The sequence below is a fragment of the Stenotrophomonas sp. SrG genome, assembly GCF_050031795.1.
In the GTDB taxonomy this organism is placed as follows: Bacteria; Pseudomonadota; Gammaproteobacteria; order Xanthomonadales; family Xanthomonadaceae; genus Stenotrophomonas; species Stenotrophomonas rhizophila_A.
In genome coordinates, this window is record NZ_JBNBBE010001159.1 from 1 (window position 1) to 238 (window position 238).

Here is a 238-nt window from a genome sequence, read left to right on the forward strand (position 1 = left end):
CCAGCCGCGATCCGGCCACGCGCATGCTCGCTGTCGCCGACCACGATCGGCGGCACGGCCACGTCGAGCAGGCGCTCGACCAGCATCGCGCTGGCGCCACGGGCCACGGCGTCGGCAGCGAAATCCTGGCCGTCGAAGCGCTCGCCACGCAGTGCCACGTACAGGCTGTCCGGCGCCAGCGTGCGGGTGTCGTTGCTGATGGCGTCGATGGCGGTGTCATCGCCATGGATGTCACCCC

The 238-nt window shown here is 71.4% G+C and carries 1 protein-coding gene; it reads right to left on the minus strand.

Annotation, left to right across the window (positions count from 1 at the left end; translation table 11 throughout):
* Positions 1-238, minus strand: a 238-nt coding sequence (locus ACQG3P_RS23105) for a Mur ligase domain-containing protein (protein WP_426806348.1), incomplete at both ends; no start/stop codon positions are given.